Here is a 2725-nt window from a genome sequence, read left to right as displayed (position 1 = left end):
GTCGAGCTCGACGATGCGCGCTGTAAGGCGCGCCGCCTCGGTCTCCGCCGCCGTATGCGACCTCATCCGTCGCGACATCGGCTACGATGGCGTTCTTATAACCGATTGCCTCACCATGGAGGCACTCAAGGGAACTTGGCCGGAACGGGTGCGCGCTGCACTCGATGCCGGCTACGACATTGCCCTCCATAGCCAGGGCGATCTCGCTGCCAGCGAGGCAGCAGCAAGGGCGGCAGGCCCGCTGAGTGCCGAAAGCCTTGCTCGTATCAACCGGGCCCAAGCGTGGCTCGGCAACACACGCGTGGACGTGAGGGCGCTCCATGCCGAGGTAGAAGAAATTTTTAGGGAGAACGGACTTGCCTGAGGCAAGGCCGTATTCAAAGGAGAGAAGTGTAATGCTGAGAACTTTGCTGATCGCGGCCGTTTCGGCTTCGGCACTGGCCATGGCAGCCCCTGCCATGGCGCAGAACGTGCTGACCCTGAGTTCGGAACAGACCACCACCTTCGTGCGCAATTTCAACCCGTTCGGGCAGACCTCGGCGCGCTATACCACGCTCGATTTCATCTATGAGCCGCTGGTCGTGTTCAACCGCCTCAAGGGCAACGAACCCAACTATCGCCTCGCCGAGAGCTATGAGCTGGCCGACGACCTCAAGTCGATCACCTTCGTGCTGCGCGATGGCGTGAAGTGGTCCGACGGCAAGCCACTGACCGCTGACGACGTCGTCTTCACCTACGACTACATCAAGAAATTCCCGGCGCTCGATTTCATCTCGGTTTCGGCCCAGCTCGCCTCGGTCGAAAAGGTCGATGACCGCACGGTCAAGTTCAACCTCAACACACCCAATTCGCTGATCGCCAATACCATTGTCGGCATGCCGATTGTCCCCCAGCACGTCTGGGCCGACATTGCCGATCCGGTGACCTTTGCCAATGAGAACCCTGTCGGTTCCGGCCCGATGACCGAGATCACGCGCTTCACCCCGCAGGTCTATGAGCAGTGCCGCAACCCCAACTATTGGGATGCCAACACCCTCAAGGTCGACTGTCTGCGCATGCCGCAGCTGGCCGATAATCCGCAGGTTCTCGCCGCCCTCGCCAATGGCACGCTGGATTGGGCCACGAGCTTCATCCCGGACATCGACAACACCTTCGTTGCCAAGGATCCCGAGCACCACAAGTACTGGTTCACCCCTTCGAGCCTCGTCTCGTTCCAGGTCAGCCAGATCACGCCCGACGAGAACAACCGCAAGGCGTTCACCGATGTGAACTTCCGCCGCGCGCTCTCCATGCTCATCGACCGTCAGACGATCGTGGATATTGCGGGCTACGGCTATCCGCTGGTCAATGACGATCCGGCAAGCCTCGGGGAACTCTACAAGGCCTTCGCCAACCCTGAAGTTGCTACCCAATTCGGCCAATACGGCGCCTTCGACTTCGACGCCGCCGTGGCCCTGCTCGATGAAAAGGGCTATGTCGACGCCGATGGCGATGGCTTCCGCGACAATCCCGATGGCACTCCCATCGCCATCGAGATCATGGTTCCAAATGGCTGGACCGACTGGATCGATGCCGTCCAGATTTCGATCGAAAGCATCGCCGAAGCCGGCATCAACGTGAAGATGTCGACCCCGGAAGCTGCGGTCTGGACGCAGAATCTGATCGACGGCACCTATTCCATGACGCTCAACGCCCTGGCATCGGCCGCCAATCCGTACTTCCCGTATATCCGCTCGTTCAACCCGGGCGATTTCGGCAAGAGCCGCTTCACCGCGCCGCATTGGGAAAATGCCGAGGTGATGGAGCTGCTCAACAAGTACACCCAGATCAAGGATCCGGCCGAACAGAAGGCGATCATGGACAAGCTCCAGTTGATCGTGGCTGAAGCCATGCCGATCATCCCGGTCTACAACAGCCCGTCCTTCTACGAATACAATACCAGCCGCTTCACCGGCTGGGCCGACGCCGAGAACCCCAAGTACTCGCCCGTCGTTTCCAACGCCAACCCGGCTCGCCTCTTGCAGCTGCTCGATCTCGAGCCGGTCGCCAAGTAATCGTGCCAAAGGCGGGAGCGTAACCTTGCGCTCCCGCCATCTACCCCCGCCACTCGCACGGCGTCATTCCCGCGTAAGCGGGAATCTCTTCTGCGGATATTGCCGGAGATCCCCGCTTACGCGGGGATGACGTGGTGGTTGGGATGGCTGCTCAAGAGCCCGCCGCACCCAATCGCAAAACCCCGCCACAGGGAGAAACCTTGCACCGATGACCTTCCTGCTCCGGCGTCTCGCCTTTTACCTTGCGGCCTTCCTTGCGGCTGCCACCGTCAATTTCTTCCTGCCGCGCCTCATGCCGGGTGATCCCATCCAGATCATGTTCGCCAGCGCCGGCTCCGAACTCTCCCTCGAAAATCTCAACGCCCTGAAGCTGACCTTCGGCTTCATCGATGCGCCGCTCGGCGAGCAATATCTGCGCTACCTGCAGAGCGTGTTCACCGGCGACCTCGGCCGCTCGATCAAGTATTTTCCGCTTCCCGTCACCGAGCTTTTGGGCCGCGCCCTGGTCTGGACCCTTGGCCTCGTCGGCATCGCGACGCTCTTCAGCTTCTGCCTCGGCACCTTCCTCGGCGTTATGGCCGCTTGGCGCCGCGGCACGATATTCGACTCCATCGTCTCGCTGACGGCGATCTTTTCCAGCTCCGTCCCCGCCGTCGTCGTCTCGCTGATCA

Annotated in this window: 3 protein-coding genes; all 3 read left to right on the top strand. The window is 60.9% G+C overall.

Annotated elements, in window-relative coordinates:
* Nucleotides 1-364, top strand: a 364-nt coding sequence (locus J0I64_RS08380) for a glycoside hydrolase family 3 N-terminal domain-containing protein (protein WP_291407131.1), incomplete at its 5' end; no start/stop codon positions are given.
* Nucleotides 365-398: 34 nt separating this feature from the next.
* Nucleotides 399-2054, top strand: a complete 1656-nt coding sequence (locus tag J0I64_RS08375) for an ABC transporter substrate-binding protein (protein ID WP_291407132.1) — start codon at nt 399-401, stop codon at nt 2052-2054.
* A gap of 208 nt (nt 2055-2262) precedes the next feature.
* Nucleotides 2263-2725, top strand: a 463-nt coding sequence (locus J0I64_RS08370) for an ABC transporter permease (protein ID WP_291407130.1), incomplete at its 3' end; no start/stop codon positions are given.

The organism is Devosia sp., assembly GCF_017307565.1.
In the GTDB taxonomy this organism is placed as follows: Bacteria; Pseudomonadota; Alphaproteobacteria; order Rhizobiales; family Devosiaceae; genus Devosia.
Note: the sequence above shows the minus strand (reverse complement) of the source record. Positions and strands in the feature narration are given on the sequence as shown.